This is a genomic window from Streptomyces sp. NPDC047043, from assembly GCF_040644055.1.
In the GTDB taxonomy this organism is placed as follows: domain Bacteria; phylum Actinomycetota; class Actinomycetes; order Streptomycetales; family Streptomycetaceae; genus Streptomyces.
This window is the reverse complement of record NZ_JBEYVO010000009.1, coordinates 108520-122965: the sequence shown is the minus strand read 5'-3', so window position 1 is coordinate 122965 and position 14446 is coordinate 108520. Positions and strand designations below refer to the sequence as shown.

Annotated in this window: 13 protein-coding genes; 9 read left to right on the top strand and 4 right to left on the bottom strand. The window is 68.4% G+C overall.

Annotation, left to right across the window (positions count from 1 at the left end; all coding sequences use genetic code 11):
• Positions 1-7 precede the first annotated feature (7 nt).
• Together ABZ880_RS15960 and aceE are read right to left on the bottom strand one after the other, a co-directional pair.
• The gene (locus ABZ880_RS15960; protein ID WP_361262190.1) at positions 8-745 is read right to left on the bottom strand and encodes a potassium channel family protein; all 738 of its coding nucleotides are present in this window, start codon (positions 743-745) and stop codon (positions 8-10) included.
• Between the two features lie 91 nt (positions 746-836).
• Positions 837-3584, bottom strand: a complete 2748-nt coding sequence (aceE, locus tag ABZ880_RS15955; protein WP_361262187.1) for a pyruvate dehydrogenase (acetyl-transferring), homodimeric type — start codon at positions 3582-3584, stop codon at positions 837-839.
• Positions 3585-3936: 352 nt separating this feature from the next.
• On the opposite strand from aceE, the gene ABZ880_RS15950 reads away from it, so the two are divergent.
• From ABZ880_RS15950 to ABZ880_RS15925, 6 genes are all read left to right on the top strand, one after another.
• A complete protein-coding gene (locus tag ABZ880_RS15950; RefSeq protein WP_361262184.1) occupies positions 3937-4368 on the top strand; it encodes a DUF3052 domain-containing protein in 432 nt (143 codons plus the stop codon).
• A gap of 111 nt (positions 4369-4479) precedes the next feature.
• Positions 4480-4938: a peroxiredoxin gene (locus tag ABZ880_RS15945; protein WP_361262181.1), complete on the top strand. Its 459-nt coding sequence runs from the start codon at positions 4480-4482 to the stop codon at positions 4936-4938.
• 114 nt (positions 4939-5052) lie between these two features.
• Positions 5053-5628: a calcium homeostasis/redox stress adaptation protein gene (locus tag ABZ880_RS15940; RefSeq protein ID WP_361262178.1), complete on the top strand. Its 576-nt coding sequence runs from the start codon at positions 5053-5055 to the stop codon at positions 5626-5628.
• A gap of 100 nt (positions 5629-5728) precedes the next feature.
• The gene (locus tag ABZ880_RS15935; RefSeq protein WP_361262175.1) at positions 5729-6304 is read left to right on the top strand and encodes a TerD family protein; all 576 of its coding nucleotides are present in this window, start codon (positions 5729-5731) and stop codon (positions 6302-6304) included.
• A 75-nt stretch (positions 6305-6379) separates the two neighbouring features.
• On the top strand, positions 6380-7528 hold the full coding sequence (locus tag ABZ880_RS15930; protein WP_361262172.1) for a DUF475 domain-containing protein: 1149 nt from the start codon (positions 6380-6382) through the stop codon (positions 7526-7528).
• 104 nt (positions 7529-7632) lie between these two features.
• Positions 7633-8370 (top strand): Tellurium resistance, encoded by a 738-nt coding sequence (locus ABZ880_RS15925; protein ID WP_361262169.1) that lies wholly within the window; start codon positions 7633-7635, stop codon positions 8368-8370.
• 94 nt (positions 8371-8464) lie between these two features.
• Here ABZ880_RS15925 and ABZ880_RS15920 read toward each other — a convergent pair whose 3' ends face one another.
• A complete protein-coding gene (locus ABZ880_RS15920) occupies positions 8465-9250 on the bottom strand; it encodes a TerD family protein (protein WP_361262166.1) in 786 nt (261 codons plus the stop codon).
• A 195-nt stretch (positions 9251-9445) separates the two neighbouring features.
• Here ABZ880_RS15920 and ABZ880_RS15915 point away from each other — a divergent pair, with 195 nt between their 5' ends.
• From ABZ880_RS15915 to ABZ880_RS15905, 3 genes are read left to right on the top strand one after another with little or no spacing between them, the layout of a single operon-like run.
• A complete protein-coding gene (locus ABZ880_RS15915) occupies positions 9446-10612 on the top strand; it encodes an HpcH/HpaI aldolase/citrate lyase family protein (protein ID WP_361262163.1) in 1167 nt (388 codons plus the stop codon).
• A gap of 32 nt (positions 10613-10644) precedes the next feature.
• On the top strand, positions 10645-13224 hold the full coding sequence (locus tag ABZ880_RS15910; protein ID WP_361262160.1) for a phosphoribosyltransferase: 2580 nt from the start codon (positions 10645-10647) through the stop codon (positions 13222-13224).
• Positions 13224-14039, top strand: a complete 816-nt coding sequence (locus ABZ880_RS15905; protein WP_361262157.1) for an HAD family hydrolase — start codon at positions 13224-13226, stop codon at positions 14037-14039. The genes ABZ880_RS15910 and ABZ880_RS15905 overlap by 1 nt, the downstream gene beginning before the upstream one ends.
• An 88-nt stretch (positions 14040-14127) precedes the next feature.
• On the opposite strand, the gene ABZ880_RS15900 is transcribed toward ABZ880_RS15905, so the two are convergent.
• Positions 14128-14349, bottom strand: a complete 222-nt coding sequence (locus tag ABZ880_RS15900; protein ID WP_361262154.1) for a zinc ribbon domain-containing protein — start codon at positions 14347-14349, stop codon at positions 14128-14130.
• Positions 14350-14446: the final 97 nt, after the last annotated feature.

The window sequence follows — 14446 nt, the reverse complement described above, 5'->3', positions numbered from 1 at the left end:
GCGCCGGTCAGGTCTTGGCCGACGGCTCCCGCAGTGCCGCGACCTCGGCGCGCAGTGCCCGTACCTCCTCCGTCAGCGCCTCGATGGCCTCCGTCTGCCGGCGTTCCTCCACGTCGTCCATCTCGAACCGGGAGATGAACCATGCGGCGATGTTCGCGGTGACCACACCGAGCAGGGCGATCCCGGAGAGCATCAGCCCGACCGCGATCATCCGTCCCAGCCCGGTGGTCGGCGCATGGTCGCCGTACCCCACGGTCGTCATGGTCGTGAACGACCACCACACCGCGTCACCCAACGTGCGGATGTTCCCGTCCGGCGACTCGCGCTCGACCGACAGCACGGCCAGCGACCCGAACATCAGCAGCCCGACCACGGCCCCCGCGACATACGTCGTGAGCTGGATCTGCGAGGCCATCCGGGCCCGGCGTCCGACGAGTATCAGCGTCGACACCATGCGCAGCAGCCGCAGCGGCTGCAGGATCGGCAGCACCACCGCGCACAGGTCCAGCCAGTGTGTGCGGACGAACTCCCGGCGGTTGCGGGCCAGTCCGACCCGCATCAGATAGTCGATGGCGAACGCGCCCCACACCACCCACTCGATCGTCGTGCACACGACCGTGAGTGACCGCCCGGCCGAGGTGTCCACGATCGGCACGGCATACGCGACGGCGAACACCACGGCGAGCGCCAGCAGAGGCCGCTGGGTGAGGTGTTCCCAGCGCGCTTGCGCCGAATGTTGCTCCATGACCGCATCGTAAAGAAGAAGTAAGGGTGGGGAACGCCAAAGGCGGCGAGGCCCTTGAGGCCCCGCCGCCCTCGCACCGCGATCACTGGCGTTACGCGTCGCCTCCGGCGGCCCCCGGGTCCGCCGCCGACACGTCGAGCAGCTGGTAGCGGTCGATGGCCTGCTTCAGCACCGACCGGTCGACCTTGCCCTCCTTCGCCAGTTCGGTCAGCACGCCCACCACGATCGACTGCGCGTCGATGTGGAAGAAGCGCCGCGCCGCACCCCGGGTGTCCGCGAAGCCGAACCCGTCGGCGCCCAGCGACTGGTACGTCCCCGGCACCCACCGCGCGATCTGGTCCGGCACCGCCCGCATCCAGTCCGAGACGGCCACGAACGGCCCCTGCGCACCCGACAGCTTCTGCGTCACGTACGGCACCCGCTGCTCCTCCTCGGGGTGCAGCAGATTGTGCCGCTCGACCTCCACGGCGTCGCGCCGCAGCTCGTTCCAGGAGGTCGCCGACCAGACGTCGGCCTTGACGTTCCACTCCTCGGCGAGGATCTTCTGTGCCTCGACGGCCCACGGCACGGCCACACCGGACGCGATGATCTGCGCCGGGATCGATCCCGAAGTGCCCTCGGCGAGCCGGTGGATGCCCTTGACGATGCCCTCGACGTCGACGTTCTCCGGCTCGGCCGGGTGCTGGATGGGCTCGTTGTAGACGGTGAGGTAGTAGAAGACGTCCTCGCCGTGCGGGTGCTCGGCGTCGCCGCCGTACATCCGCCGCAGACCGTCCTGCACGATGTGCGCGATCTCGTACGAGTACGCCGGGTCGTAGGCGACACAGCCCGGGTTGGTCGAGGCGAGCAGCTGCGAGTGGCCGTCCGCGTGCTGCAGACCCTCACCGGTCAGCGTCGTACGGCCGGCGGTCGCACCCAGCACGAAACCGCGCGCCAGCTGGTCGGACATCTGCCAGAACTGGTCGCCGGTGCGCTGGAAACCGAACATCGAGTAGAAGACGTAGACCGGGATCAGCGGTTCGCCGTGCGTGGCGTACGCCGAGCCGGCCGCGATCAGCGAGGCCGTGCAGCCCGCCTCGGAGATGCCGTCGTGCAGCATCTGCCCGGTCGGCGACTCCTTGTAGGCGAGCAGCAGATCGCGGTCGACCGCCTCGTACTGCTGGCCCAGCGGGTTGTAGATCTTCGCGCTCGGGAAGAAGGAGTCCATGCCGAACGTGCGGTACTCGTCCGGCGCGATCAGCACGAACCGCTTGCCGAGCTCCTTGTCCCGCATGAGGTCCTTGAGCAGTCGTACGAAGGCCATGGTGGTGGCGATCGACTGCTGGCCGGAGCCCTTCTTCACGGTCGCGTACGTCTTGTCGTCCGGCAGTGCGAGCGGCTTGGAGCGCACGACGCGGGTCGGGACGTACCCGCCCAGCGACTTGCGCCGGTCGTGCATGTACTGGATCTCCTCGGAGTTGCGCCCCGGGTGGTAGTACGGCGGCGCCCCGGACTCCAGGTCCTTGTCGGCGATCGGCAGGTGCAGGCGGTCGCGGAAGCGCTTGAGGTCGTCGACCGTCAGCTTCTTCATCTGGTGCGTGGCGTTGCGGCCCTCGAAGTTCGGGCCCAGCGTCCAGCCCTTGACGGTCTTGGCGAGGATCACCGTCGGCTGGCCCTTGTGTGCCTTGGCCGCCGAGAACGCCGCGAAGATCTTCTTGTGGTCGTGACCGCCGCGGCCCAGGTGCAGGATCTGGTCGTCGGTCATGCCCTCGACCATGGCGCGCAGCCGCTGGTCGTCACCGAAGAAGTGCTCGCGGATGTAGGAGCCGGACTCGGTGGCGTAGGTCTGGAACTGGCCGTCCGGCGTCGTGTTCATCCGGTTGACGAGGAGGCCGTCGCGGTCCTGTGCGAGCAGCGGGTCCCAGGAGCGGTCCCAGATCAGCTTGATCACGTTCCAGCCGGCGCCGCGGAAGACCGACTCCAGCTCCTGGATGACCTTGCCGTTGCCGCGCACCGGGCCGTCCAGGCGCTGCAGGTTGCAGTTGACGACGAAGGTCAGGTTGTCCAGGCCCTCGCGGGCGGCGATGGTCAGCTGGCCGAGCGACTCCGGCTCGTCCATCTCGCCGTCGCCGAGGAACGCCCACACATGGGACTTGCTCGTGTCGGCGATCCCGCGCGCGTGCATGTAGCGGTTCATCCGCGCCTGGTAGATCGCACCGATCGGGCCGAGGCCCATCGACACGGTCGGGAACTCCCAGAAGTCCGGCATAAGCCGCGGGTGCGGGTACGACGACAGCCCGTACGGCGCCTTCGACTTCTCCTGGCGGAAGGCGTCGAGGTTGTCCTCGCTGAGGCGGTCGAGCAGGAAGGCGCGCGCGTAGATGCCCGGAGAGGCGTGGCCCTGGAAGAAGACCTGGTCGCCGCCGTCGCCCTCGTCCTTGCCGCGGAAGAAGTGGTTGAAGCCGACGTCGTAGAGCGAGGCGGAGGAGGCGAACGTGGCGATGTGGCCGCCGACGCCGATGCCGGGGCGCTGGGCGCGCGAGACCATCACCGCGGCGTTCCAGCGGGTCGCGTTGAGGACCTTGCGCTCGATCTCCTCGTTGCCCGGGAAGAACGGCTCGCTCTTGGTCGGGATGGTGTTGACGTAGTCCGTGCTGCGCATCTCGGGCACGGCCACACGCTTCTCGCGGGCCCGCTCGATCAGCCGCAGCATCAGATAGCGGGCCCGCTCACGGCCGCGCTCGTCGACGGCGGCGTCGAGGGAGTCGAGCCACTCCTGGGTCTCCTCGGGGTCGAAGTCAGGAACCTGACTCGGAAGGCCGCCAATGATGATCGGGTTGCGATCGGATCCGGAAGCCACGCTGTTCCTTACCTGTCAGAGGGCTGTCTTGAGCTGCATTTCGGTATGCCTGCACCGTTCCCCATCGTGTACCTCGGGGAAGCAAACGTCATCTCTACTGAGAGGTAACCGAGACCTCTGACGGCTTCCCCGGGTTCCCAATGCCACAAAGGGGGCAGAAAGGTGTGGTGTAGGTCACTTTCGATGGCGACGGCGTGCCTGGAGTTGCGGTGACACGGCCAGGATCGTCACCGTTTCGGCGGTCTGAACGGCCGGGTACTTGCGCGATCCGCCCGGCCCGTGTGGACTACGGCCAATGCTTCGCGCACGCGCGTGGCTGAACACTTTCCAATTCATGATCAGGAGGCAACCCGTGAGCGCGACCGCGGACCACGCGGAGACGAGCCCTGCCGTGAGGCTGGGGTTCCAGCCCGAGCAGGTGGTCCAGGAGATCGGCTACGACGACGACGTAGACCAGGAGCTCCGCGAGGCCATTGAGGAAGTCATCGGCAGCGACCTGGTGGACGAGGACTACGACGACGTCGCCGATGCCGTGGTGCTCTGGTTCCGCGACGAGGACGGCGACCTGACGGATGCGCTGGTGGACGCCACCACGTACATCGAAGAAGGCGGCTCGATCCTGCTCCTCACGCCCAAGACCGGCCGTGACGGTTACGTCGAGCCGAGCGACATCTCCGAAGCCGCGACGACGGCGGGCCTGTCCGCCTCCAAGAGCGTCAGCGTGGGCAAGGATTGGAGCGGCAGCCGGCTGGTGACGCCCAAGGCCGCCAAGTCCAAGAAGTGACCGCACCGGACGGGCCGGGCATCGCGCTCGGCCCGTCCGTCTGCTTTCGGTGATCGCTGCGTAGGGTTGGTCCCACCACCCGAACAGCCCCACCGAAAGGGACATACTGCGATGGCGATCCAGGTCGGCGACAAGGCCCCCGACTTCGAGCTCAAGGACAACCACGGCGCCACCGTGAGGCTCTCCGACTTCCGTGGCAGCAAGAACGTCGTCCTGCTCTTCTACCCCTTCGCCTTCACCGGTGTGTGCACCGGCGAGCTGTGCGAGGTGCGGGACAACCTGCCGAAGTTCTCCGACCGCGACACCCAGGTGCTCGCCGTCTCCAACGACTCCATCCACACCCTGCGCGTCTTCGCCGAGCAGGAGGGCCTCGAGTACCCGCTGCTGAGCGACTTCTGGCCGCACGGCGAGGCCTCCCGGGCCTACGGCGTCTTCGCCGAGGACAAGGGCTGCGCGGTGCGCGGCACCTTCGTCATCGACAAGGAGGGCGTGGTGCGCTGGACCGTCGTCAACGCGCTGCCGGACGCCCGCGACCTGAACGAGTACGTGAAGGCGCTCGACACCCTGTGATTGTCAGGTCCCAAGGCCTGCGTGGGACGGGAACCCGTCACTAGGATCGACTCGTTGATCCGATGTCAAACGCACGGCGGGGCGGCCCCGCCCCTGGACACCAATGGAGGACTCGTGGGAGTCAGCCTCAGCAAGGGCGGCAACGTATCGCTGACCAAGGAGGCCCCGGGCCTGACCGCGGTCATCGTCGGTCTGGGGTGGGACGTCCGCACCACGACCGGTACCGACTTCGACCTGGACGCCAGCGCACTGCTGCTGAACGCGTCGGGCAAGGTCGGCAGTGACGCCAACTTCGTCTTCTTCAACAACCTCAAGAGCCCCGACGGCTCGGTCGAGCACACCGGTGACAACATCACCGGCGAGGGCGAGGGCGACGACGAGCAGATCAAGATCAATCTCGCCGGTGTGCCGGCCGAGATCGAGAAGATCGTGTTCCCGGTCTCGATCTACGACGCCGAGAACCGCCAGCAGTCGTTCGGCCAGGTGCGCAACGCGTTCATCCGCGTGGTGAACCAGGCGGGCGAGGCGGAGATCGCGCGCTACGACCTCTCCGAGGACGCCTCGACGGAGACCGCCATGGTCTTCGGCGAGCTGTACCGGCACGGTGCGGAGTGGAAGTTCCGCGCCATCGGTCAGGGCTACGCCTCGGGCCTGCGCGGCATCGCGCAGGACTTCGGCGTGAACGTCTGAGACACGTCACAAGGTCTCACCATCCGGCGCCGCACCGTTTGCGTGCGGCGCCGGACGCGCAGGACAACCAAAAAGCACCATCTCGGGGAGGACCAGCATCATGGGCGTCACGCTCGCCAAGGGGGGCAACGTCTCCCTGTCCAAGGCCGCACCCAACCTCACGCAGGTGATGGTCGGGCTCGGCTGGGACGCGCGTTCCACCACCGGAGCCGACTTCGACCTGGACGCCAGCGCGCTGCTGTGCAACAGCGGGCGGGTGCTCGGGGACGAGTGGTTCGTCTTCTACAACCAGCTCAAGAGCCCGGACGGCTCGGTGGAACACACCGGCGACAACCTCACCGGTGAGGGCGAGGGCGACGACGAGTCGATCCTGATCGACCTCTCCAAGGTGCCCGCAAACTGCGACAAGATCGTCTTTCCGGTCTCGATCCACATGGCCGACGAGCGCGGCCAGACCTTCGGACAGGTGAGCAACGCCTTCATCCGCGTCGTCAACCAGGCCGACGGACAGGAGCTCGCGCGCTACGACCTCAGTGAGGACGCCTCCACCGAAACCGCGATGATCTTCGGCGAGGTGTACCGCTACCAGGGCGAGTGGAAGTTCCGTGCAGTAGGACAGGGGTACGCGTCGGGGCTGCGCGGCATCGCTCTAGACTTTGGGGTCAACGTTTCGTAAAGCCGAGTACGGCGCGGGGGAGACCCTCCCCCAAGCTTCGCTTGGGGGGACCCCCAGATACTGATTGGGTAGCCAGTGCTTCTGAAAACCTTCGGCTGGTCGTTCGCGATTACCGCGCTCGGCCTGGTCGCTGCGGTCTTCTACGGGGGGTGGGAGGCCTTCGGCATCGTGGCTATCCTCTCCATCCTCGAGATCTCGCTGTCGTTCGACAACGCGGTGGTCAACGCCGGAATCCTGAAGAAGATGAATGCCTTCTGGCAGAAGATCTTCCTCACGGTCGGCGTGCTCATCGCCGTGTTCGGCATGCGGCTGGTCTTCCCCGTCGTCATCGTCGCGATCAGCGCCAAGATGGGCCCCATCGAGGCCGTCGACCTCGCTCTGAACAACAAGGACCGCTACCAGCAGCTGGTCACCGACGCGCACCCGTCGATCGCCGCCTTCGGTGGCATGTTCCTGCTGATGATCTTCCTCGACTTCATCTTCGAGGACCGGGACATCCAGTGGCTGCGCTGGATCGAGCGCCCGCTGGCCAAGCTCGGCAAGGTCGACATGCTGTCGGTCTGCATCGCCCTGGTCGTCCTGCTGATCACCTCGTTCACCTTCGCGACCCACGCCCACCAGCACGGCGGCGCACATGTCGACAAGGCGCAGACGGTGCTGATCTCGGGCATCGCCGGCTTGATCACGTACATGGTCGTCGGCGGTCTCTCCGGCTACTTCGAGGACAAGCTCGAGGAAGAGGAGGAACGCGAGCACGAGGAGGAGGAAGAGGCCAAGCGCAGCGGCAAGCAGCGCTCGGCGGTCACCCTGGCCGGCAAGGCCGCGTTCTTCATGTTCCTCTACCTCGAGGTCCTGGATGCGTCCTTCTCCTTCGACGGCGTGATCGGCGCGTTCGCCATCACCAACGACATCGTGCTGATGGCGCTGGGTCTCGGGATCGGTGCGATGTACGTCCGGTCGCTGACCGTGTACCTGGTGCGTCAGGGCACCCTCGACGACTACGTCTACCTGGAGCACGGCGCGCACTACGCGATCGGTGCGCTGGCCGTCCTCCTCATGATCACGATCCAGTACCAGATCAACGAGGTCATCACCGGCCTCGTCGGCGTCATCCTGATCGCCTGGTCCTTCTGGTCCTCCGTGCGCCGCAACCGCGCACTCGCGGAAGCCGAGGGAAAAGCGGCGGGCTCGGACGAGAAGACTGAGGTCTCGTCCGGGGTGTGACGCACCTGCGGGTGAGGGAACGCTCTGTGCGGGGCGGCCGGGCCTCCGGCCGCCCCGCCGGGTTTTCGGGTGACCGGGTTTTCAGGTGATACGTGGGGGCGGGAATGGGATTCTTCGACGGTCTGCTGGGATCGCGCGCGGCCGACTTCGACTCCGGCAGCGCGGCCACGAACTCCATCGCGCTGACCAAACGGCACAACCAGGTCTCACTCACCAAGCAGGGGGCGGCCACCGGGCATCTGCGGGTCAATCTGAACTGGCGGATGCGTACGTCCGACATAGGCGGCTCGCAGCGGGAGTCCCTGCTGCGCCACCCCTTCAAGGCGCTGAAGCCGCCGGAGGTCATGGGGCACAGCCAGAGCATGGTCAACGTCGACCTCGACCTGGGGTGCCTGTACGAGCTGATGGACGGCACGAAGGGGGTCGTGCAGCCGCTCGGGGGCTACTTCGGGGACGTCAATGCGGCGCCGTACGTCAAGCTCAGCGGCGACGACCGGTTCGGGTCGGCGTCCGGCGAGACGATGTACGTCAACCTCGACCACCGGGACCAGATCAAGCGGCTGCTGGTGTTCGTGTACATCTACGACCAGACGCCGGCGTTCGACCGTACGCACGCGATCGTGACGCTGTATCCGAGCAACGGGCCGCGCATCGAGATCGGTCTCGATGAGCGGCATCCTCAGGCCCGGTCGTGTGCGGTGGTGATGATCGAGAACGTGAAGGGGGAGCTGGTTGTTCGGCGTGAGGTGAAGTTCGTCTACGGGTTCCAGGCCGAGCTTGATCGGTTGTACGGGTGGGGGCTGCAGTGGGGGCGCGGCTACAAGACCAAGGTGGAGCGGTAGCCGCCTCGGGGCTCGGGGCCCTGTGACGGTTGGCGACTGCGGGTTGTTTGTGGCTTGTCGCGCAGTTCCCCGCGCCCCTGAAAAAAGCCTGCAGCTAGCGGCCGATGAACTGCGGGCCCTGGGGCGGCAGGCGGAAGTCCGGGTTCGGGAGCGTGGTCACCGGAGGCGGATAGCCGTAGCCGGACTGGCCGATTGCTGCGGCGGCCGCCGCGGGCTGGGGGTAGCCGTAGGCGGGCTGGGTCGCCGGGGGCTGCTGGGGGTAGCCGTAGTCCGGCTGGGCGGGGACCGCTGTCGGCTGTTCCGGGGGGAGGGGCTGGGAGACCTCGGGGGTCGTCTCCGACTCGTCCACCGAGATGCCGAACTCCGTGGCCAGGCCCTTCAGGCCGTTCGAGTAGCCCTCGCCCAGGGCGCGGAACTTCCAGCCCTCGTCCCGGCGGTACAGCTCGCCGCAGATCAGCACGGTCTCCGTGCCCGTCTGGGGCTTGATGTCGAAGGTGATCAGCGGTTCACCCTCGGCGATCGCAGCGTCGTACAGCAGGATGCTGAGGCCCTGTACGCGGTCGAAGGTGACGTCGTCGGCCGATGCGACCAGGAGAATCCGGCCGACGTTGGCCTCGACGCCGGCCAGATCTGTCTGGATCGTGTCGGTGAGGCCTTCGGTGACGCGTTTCTTGCCGAGCCACCGGGCCTTCCCGGAGGGATGCCGGGGCTGGTTGTAGAAGACGAAGTCCTCGTCGGAGCGCACGCGCCCGTCGGGGCCGAGGAGCAGCGCCGAGGCGTCGACGTCCGGGACTCCCTGCCCGGGCGTCCAGCGCAGCACGGCGCGCACCGTGGTGGCCTTCAGCGGGACGTTCGACCCCTTCAGCATCGCGTGCGTCATGCGGTCATCCTGCCCTCTCGGTCCTGATCACGACAACGCGGGGTGCGGTAGCCCAACACGGTTGTGCCCACGGGCGTTACCAGAAATTCATGCCTGGCGGGAACCCCTGACATGGATCGGTACGTACTATTACCGGCCACCTGTTATCAGAGTCCACAGCATCCACAGCATTACATTGCGTCACGGGGGAGTTTTATGCGTCATTTCGGGCACATCGCCCCGGAGGTGCGACAGCGCCTCTTCCATCAGGAGCCGTGCGAGTTCACCACGGACTCCCCGGCCCGGCTGCTCTCCGTGGCCCTGGGCGCCACCCTCTACAGTCCGGCCACCCGGCCGCGCCTCGCCGACGACATCGTCAAGCAGGCCGGACTCGGCGTGGTCTCGATGGTGCTGTGCCTGGAGGACTCGATCGACGACGCGGACGTGCCGGCGGGGGAGGAGAACCTCGTCCGCCAGTTCGCCGACCTGGACGCGAGAGCCGGCGCCGGCCTGCCGCTGCTGTTCATCCGGGTGCGGACGCCCGAGCAGATTCCCGACCTCGTGGCGCGCCTGGGGGCGACCGTCCGGCTGCTGTCCGGATTCGTGCTGCCCAAGTTCACCGAGGAGCGCGGCATCCCCTTCCTGGAGGCCCTGGCGGCCGCCGAGACCGCGAGCGGGCGGCGGCTGTTCGCCATGCCGGTGCTGGAGTCGCCCGAGCTGCTCTACCGCGAGTCGCGCGTGGAGAGCCTGGAGGGCATCGCCCGCGCCGTCGACAAGTACCGCGACCGCGTGCTCGCGCTGCGCCTCGGCGTGACCGACTTCTGCTCCTCGTACGGCCTGCGCCGGGCCCCCGACATGACGGCCTACGACGTCCATGTCGTCGCCTCGGTGATCTCCGACGTGGTGAACCTGCTGGGCCGGGCCGACGGCACCGGGTTCACGGTGACCGGGCCGGTGTGGGAGTACTTCCGGGTGCCGGAGCGCATGTTCAAGCCGATGCTGCGGACCAGTCCCTTCCTCGAGGGGCAGGCCGTCGAGCTGCGCGAGAAACTGATTGAGCACGCCATGGACGGGCTGCTGCGGGAGATCTCCCTGGACCAGGCCAACGGCCTGCTGGGCAAGACCTGCATCCACCCCTCCCACGTACTGCCCGTGCACGCGCTGTCCGTGGTCAGCCACGAAGAGTTCGGCGACGCCTCGGACATCCTGCGGCCCGAGCGCGGCGGCGGGGGTGTGTTGAGGTCGGCGTACACGAACAAGATGAACGAGGTGAAGCCGCACCGTGCATGGGCCGAGCGCACCATGCTGCGGGCCGAGGTGTTCGGCGTCGCGCGCGAGGACGTCAGCTTCGTGGATCTGCTCGCCGCGGGAATCCCCGGCTGAGCCGCACTATTCGGGCCTCTCTTTAGGGACACATGATCAACGCAGTGAACGACCGGGTCTGGTCCGGCAGCTGGGTCGCCGAGCGGCTCGGCGTCGAACTCCTGGGCGACGACAAGCTGACCGAGCTGCTGGGGCTGGCGTTGCGCCGCAACCCCAAGCGGGCGCATCTGCTCGTGTCCAACGTGCTCGGCAAGCATGTGCCGCAGTCGCCGTCCGTGGTGTACGGGTACGGGTTCGCCCTCGGGCGCCGGGTACGGGAGCTTCTGGGTGCCGACGGGGCCGCGGCTGCGGTCGTACTTGGCTATGCGGAGACGGCGACGGGGCTCGGCCACTCGGTCGCCGACGGCGTGGGGCTCGCCCCGTATCTGCACTCCACGCGTCGTCCGGTCGCGGGTGTTGCGGCGGCGGGCGGCTTCGAGGAATCCCACTCGCACGCCACGTCCCATCTGCTGCTGCCGGAGGATCCCGCGCTGCTGGTCGGTGACGGGCCGCTGGTCCTGGTCGACGACGAGTTCTCGACGGGCAACACGGTGCTGAACACGATCCGGGATCTTCACGAGCGGTATCCGCGGGGGCGGTACGTCGTGGTGGCGCTGGTGGACATGCGGTCTGCCGCGGACGCCGGGCGGCTGGAGGAGTTCGCGCGGGAGATCGGTGCGCGGGTGGATCTGGTGGCCGCGGCTTCGGGGACGGTTCGGCTGCCGGAGGGGGTGCTGGAGAAGGGGCAGGAGCTGGTTGCGCGGTACGAGGCGGAGAGTGCGGCGAGTGGCAGTGCGTCGTCTGCGGCTGAGTGGGGGCTGGTCGCGCAGTTCCCCGCGCCCCTAAAAGAGAAGGGCGCTGCAGCCACCCCAGGGGCGCGGGGAACTGCGCGACAAGCCACGACGAATCCGCAGCCGGAAGACGACCGCACCCGGCAGACGCGACCCTCCACCCACATCACCCGCGTCGAACTGCGCTGGCCCCACGGCCTCCCCGACGGCGGTCGCCACGGCTTCACCCCGGCGCACCGCACCCGGCTCGAAGTCGCCCTCCCCACGATGGCGGCGCGCCTTGCCGAGGCTCTGCCGGAAGGCGCACGCCGCGTGCACATCCTCGGCTTCGAAGAGCTGATGTACGCCCCCCTCCGCCTCGCCCGCGAGCTGGAGCAGGTCGTCGACGCCGAGGTGCGCTACTCCACCACCACGCGCTCGCCCGTCCTCGCGGTCGACGACCCTGGCTACGCGATACGCAGCCGTATCGCCTTCCCCGCCCACGACGACCCCGCCGACGGACCCGGCGAGCGGTACGCCTACAACGTGGCCGGAGCCGGTTTCGACGCCGTCGTCGCTGTGGTCGACTCGGCCGCCGACACGCCTGAACTGCACGCACCCGACGGCCTGTTGGCCCAGCTCGCCGCCCACACCCCGCACGTCTTGCTCGCGGTCATACCGTCGTACGTCCCCGAAAGGCCCCCCATGCTGCCCGAGCCCCTCCGCGGCCCCGCCTTCTCCTCGTATCCGCCCGAGGAGGTCGGCTGGCTGCTGCAGGACCTCTCGGACGTGACGCTGGAGGCGCCGACCGAGGAGCGGGAGGAGGCCATCCAGAGCGGGGGCGCGCACTATGCCGAGTCGCTGCCCGTCGAGTACCAGCCGAGCGAGCAGTACCAGGAGCTGTTCCACGCGGCGCTGCGGGAGTCGTCGGCGCGGCTCGCGCAGGCGGTCGGCGCGGTCACCGAGCTCGTGCTCGCCGAGCGGTCGCCGCGGCCGGTCCTCGTGTCGCTGGCCCGCGCGGGTACCCCGGTCGGCGTCCTGATGCGCCGCTGGGCGCAGTTCCGGCACGGACTCGACCTCCCGCACTACGCGGTCTCGATCGTCCGCGGCCGCGGTATCGACGCCAACGCGCTGCGCTGGCTGGCCGCCCATCACGACCCGTCCGACGTCGTGTTCGTCGACGGCTGGACCGGCAAGGGCGCCATCACCCGCGAACTCGCCGATGCCATCGAGGAGTTCGAGGCCTCCGACGGCATCACCGGCTTCGACCCGGAGATCGCGGTGCTGGCCGACCCGGGCTCGTGCGTGCGGACGTACGGCACGCGGGAGGACTACCTCATACCCTCCGCCTGCCTCAACTCGACCGTTTCGGGCCTGATTTCGCGGACCGTCCTGCGGGCCGACCTGGTCGGGCCGCACGACTTCCACGGCGCGAAGTTCTACCGCGAACTCGCCGGAGCCGACGTCTCGGTGGACTTCCTGGACGCCGTCGCCGCCCGCTTCCCGGAGGTCACGGACGCCGTCGACGCACAGGCCAAGGAGCTGCTGTCCGGCGACCGCGAGCCGACCTGGGAGGGCTGGGCGGCGGTCGAGCGGATCAGCGAGGAGTACGGCATCCACGACGTGAACCTCGTCAAGCCGGGCGTTGGCGAGACCACCCGTGTGCTGCTGCGCCGGGTGCCCTGGAAGATCCTGGCGCGGCAAGGTGCCGGCGCCGATCTGGACCACGTACGACTGCTCGCCGAGCAGCGGGGCGTACCGGTCGAGGAGGTCGGTGAACTGCCGTACACCTGCGTCGGGTTGATCCACCCCCGCTTCACGCGCGGTGCGACCGGTGCCGACGGCAAGGCGGTGAACGTCTGATGCCGGTGCTGGTGGCGAGCGATCTCGACCGTACGCTGATCTACTCCGCCGCGGCCCTCGCGCTGACCATGCCGGACGCGCGGGCGCCCCGGCTGCTGTGTGTCGAGGTGCACGAGAGCAGGCCGCTGTCGTTCATGACGGAGACGGCGGCCGGGCTGCTGACCGAGCTCGGCGACACGGCGGTCTTCGTGCCGACGACGACCCGGACGCGCAAGCAGTACCAGCGCATCAACCTGCCGGGACCGCCGCCGAAGTACGCGATCTGCGCGAACGGCGGGCATCTGCTGGTGGACGGGATCTCCGACCTCGACTGGCACGCGCGCGTGACGGCGCGGCTGGCCGAGGAGTGCGCGCCGCTGGACGAGGTGCGCGAGCACCTGCTGGCGACGGCGGACCCGGAGTGGGTGCGCAAGCACCGGGTTGCCGAGGACCTCTTCGCGTACCTGGTCGTGGAGCGCGAGCTGCTGCCCGAGGAGTGGGTGAAGGAACTTGCCGTCTGGGCGGAGAACCGAGGTTGGACGGTCTCCCTCCAGGGCCGCAAGATCTATGCCGTCCCGAAGCCGCTGACCAAGAGCGCGGCAGTGCGGGAGGTGGCGCGGCGCACGGGCGCGGAGCTGACGCTGGCCGCGGGCGACTCCCTCCTGGACGCCGACCTGTTGCTGGTGGCGGACCGAGGCTGGCGCCCAGGCCACGGCGAACTGGCCGACGCGGACTGGGCGGCCCCGCAGATCAGCGCACTGCCGGAGCGGGGTGTCCTGGCGGGGGAGCGGATCCTGCGGGAGTTCCTGAAGGCGACTCGCACCGCAGCCCCCTGAGGGGCGCGGGGCTGTGTCGATTTGCGGCTCCGCCGCGTGAGCGCGACCATCCCCCAGGCACCCGCAGTCAACAATGCACCGGTTCTGCCTAACCGCAGCACCCTCCACCACAACAACCGCCCCCGCCGCCGCCCCCTCGTGGAGCCGCCGCGGGGGCGGACGCCGTTCCGCCCACGGCCACCGTCGACAGAAGCTTCACCGTGTCCCCGTGCCCGGCGGGGCAGTCGGCGGGGGCGGAGGACTCCGCCATCGGTCGGCTCAGTTCAAACGTGTCGCCGCACGTCCGGCAGCGGTACTCATAGCGAGGCATGCGACCAGGTTAGCGGCGCCGCGGTGCGGCAAGTGTGACCCAAGTCACGCGTCCATCATGTTATCTACTGATCGGTATGTGATCGTTCCTGTCGGAT

Excerpts from the sequence above, each read along its gene's own strand:
- ABZ880_RS15925 (WP_361262169.1), top strand. The coding sequence starts at position 7,633 with ATGGGATTCTTCGACGGTCTGCTGGGATCGCGCGCGGCCGACTTCGAC.
- ABZ880_RS15915 (WP_361262163.1), top strand. The coding sequence starts at position 9,446 with ATGCGTCATTTCGGGCACATCGCCCCGGAGGTGCGACAGCGCCTCTTC.
- ABZ880_RS15920 (WP_361262166.1), bottom strand. The coding sequence starts at position 9,250 with ATGACGCACGCGATGCTGAAGGGGTCGAACGTCCCGCTGAAGGCCACC.
- ABZ880_RS15910 (WP_361262160.1), top strand. The coding sequence starts at position 10,645 with ATGATCAACGCAGTGAACGACCGGGTCTGGTCCGGCAGCTGGGTCGCC.
- ABZ880_RS15900 (WP_361262154.1), bottom strand. The coding sequence starts at position 14,349 with ATGCCTCGCTATGAGTACCGCTGCCGGACGTGCGGCGACACGTTTGAA.
- ABZ880_RS15945 (WP_361262181.1), top strand. The coding sequence starts at position 4,480 with ATGGCGATCCAGGTCGGCGACAAGGCCCCCGACTTCGAGCTCAAGGAC.
- ABZ880_RS15935 (WP_361262175.1), top strand. The coding sequence starts at position 5,729 with ATGGGCGTCACGCTCGCCAAGGGGGGCAACGTCTCCCTGTCCAAGGCC.
- ABZ880_RS15905 (WP_361262157.1), top strand. The coding sequence starts at position 13,224 with ATGCCGGTGCTGGTGGCGAGCGATCTCGACCGTACGCTGATCTACTCC.
- ABZ880_RS15960 (WP_361262190.1), bottom strand. The coding sequence starts at position 745 with ATGGAGCAACATTCGGCGCAAGCGCGCTGGGAACACCTCACCCAGCGG.